This is a genomic window from Hymenobacter defluvii (assembly GCF_017589435.1).
Taxonomy (GTDB): Bacteria; Bacteroidota; Bacteroidia; order Cytophagales; family Hymenobacteraceae; genus Hymenobacter; species Hymenobacter profundi.
Genome location: NZ_JAGETX010000057.1, coordinates 1 through 2,148, shown reverse-complemented (window position 1 = coordinate 2,148; position 2,148 = coordinate 1). Strand labels below are relative to the sequence as shown.

At 48.2% G+C, this 2,148-nt stretch carries 3 protein-coding genes; 2 read left to right on the top strand and 1 reads right to left on the bottom strand.

The window, feature by feature from the left end; translation table 11 throughout:
* On the bottom strand, positions 1-186 hold a 186-nt coding region (locus J4D97_RS22790; RefSeq protein WP_208309597.1), incomplete at its 3' end, for a hypothetical protein.
* A gap of 65 nt (positions 187-251) precedes the next feature.
* Between J4D97_RS22790 and recF the strand changes: the two genes are divergently transcribed.
* Entirely contained in the window at positions 252-1,361 is a 1,110-nt protein-coding gene (gene recF, locus J4D97_RS22785) for a DNA replication/repair protein RecF (protein WP_208309596.1), read from the top strand.
* Positions 1,362-1,430: 69 nt separating this feature from the next.
* A complete protein-coding gene (locus tag J4D97_RS22780; RefSeq protein WP_258048950.1) occupies positions 1,431-1,748 on the top strand; it encodes a DUF721 domain-containing protein in 318 nt (105 codons plus the stop codon).
* Positions 1,749-2,148 lie beyond the last annotated feature (400 nt).

Sequence of the window (2,148 nt, the reverse complement as noted above, 5' to 3'; positions counted from 1 at the left end):
AGCTTCTTTTGCTTCGGGGTTGGAGGCCGGTGCACCCGAATCGGGTTGCTGAACCGTTTCCATCAACTCCGTTGCTTCTACCGCAGCTTCGGAAGGTGTGGCCTTACCGCTGGGGGCATTTTTCGTTTTAGCTGGCTTGCTCTCCTTGGAAGCTTTGGGGGCAGCCTTTACTTTCGTCTCCGCCATCGTGCTCTTGGTTGTTCGCGTTTGGGATGCGAAAGTACGTAAAAGGATTGCAATTCCGAACCCGAATGAATCTTGAAACTCTGCATCTTCTCTTCTTCAAGAACTACGAAGAAGTCAATCTACACCTCTCGCCGCATATTAATTGCTTCATTGGCGACAATGGTAGTGGCAAGACTAATCTCTTAGATGCCATTCATTATCTATCGCTCACCAAGAGCGCTTTTAATGCTGCTGATACGCAGACAATTAAACATGGAGAAGAGTTCTTTGTGGTGCGCGGCCGGTTTCACTCCCCTACCCCTGAGCCGGCAGACGAGGTTATCCAGTGCAGTTTACGGGTAGGCCAGAAGAAAACCGTTACGCACGACAAGCAACCCTACGAGCGCATATCCGATCATATTGGTCGCTACCCCGTGGTGCTGATTTCGCCTTACGATACGGACCTCATCCGGCAGGGCAGCGAAGATCGGCGCCGATATTTCGACAGCCTGATGTCGCAGCTTGATCATACGTATTTGGAGCTGTTGATTTCCTATTCGCACCTGTTGCGCCAGCGCAATGCCTTGCTTAAGGCGGCCAATGGCCAAGCGTATGATCGGGACTATCTTTTGGTATTGGATGAGCAATTAGCGCCCCTTGGTGAGCAACTGGTTCAATTACGCCAGCAATTCTTAGATGAGTTTACGCCTATCTTCCAGCGGCATTACCAACAGCTTTCCGATGATCGGGAGGAAGTAACTCTTACCTATAAAAGTCAAGTACCTCTTACTGACTTCCTGAAGGTGCTTCGCCTCAACGAGCGCAAAGACTTGCTGCTTCAGCGCACCCATGCCGGCCCCCACCGCGACGACTTCGTATTCCTCATGAATGACCTACCCGTTAAAAACTACGGTTCGCAGGGTCAGCAAAAATCATATGCTATTGCCCTGAAGCTTGCGCAGTTTGAGATTCTGTCTATCCGCAAACAGCAAAAGCCCATTCTGCTGTTGGATGATATTTTTGACCGCTTAGATGAGAAGCGCATCACGCAGCTTATGCGCCTAGTAGCTGACCATACCTTTGGGCAGGTTTTTCTTACAGATACACACCTCGATCGGACTGATCAGGTACTATCAACTCTATCGGAACAAATAAGTCGTTTCCGTGTCGAGAATGGTTCGGTTGCGCCGCTATAGGTAACTCGTTGTGTACCTTTGCAACCCCCTCTAGATAGGGTGCTACTTTTGCTTCCTTACGCATTTTCAGTGAAAAAACATAAACCTTCAGACAATTACCGTCAGGCTGATATTATGCCGCTGAAGGACGGTATTAAAGCTTTGCTGAAGGCCTACCGTATTCAGGGCAAGCTGAACGAGGTAGTAGTAGTTGCCAGTTGGGAACGGGTGATGGGCAAGGCTGTCGCGCTCAAAACCCAGGAGGTTTTTGTGAGCAAGGGCAAGTTGTTCGTACGTCTTACCTCGGCGCCTCTCAAACATGAACTCGTGATGGCTAAGACACGGGTGCTAGAGATTATCAATGCGGAGGTTGGCGAGGAGGTTATCAAAGAGGTGGTCTTCTTATAATATAATACGAGAAGAGTATGCCCAAACAGGCATACTTTCTTCACGATATAATACCGAACGAAACTTAGGCTAATGCTTACCGCTTTCGTAAGCCTTTAGCAACGCATGTCTATTCTAGCATGTGTAGAGAAATTCAATCAACTCAGTTAGACCGAACGCAATGGCTTTTGGGAGGCTTCTCTCTCAGCACCTCTTGCTACCCTTTACACAGACTTAGGTAGACGATCAGTAGCTATACAATTGTTGGGAGTGAACGAATGAGTGTGAAAGTATTAGTAAGCGCATCCGCAATAAAAAGGATATGCTACCTATTCAATAGCCATCCCAATCCTCTAGATCAATCGCCTTCTACGTGTCTCCTGTAGTAGTTCATCTACCAATTCTATAGAGGCACCTACCC

Coding starts and splice junctions, on each gene's coding strand:
- recF (WP_208309596.1), top strand. CDS start 252: ATGAATCTTGAAACTCTGCATCTTCTCTTCTTCAAGAACTACGAAGAA.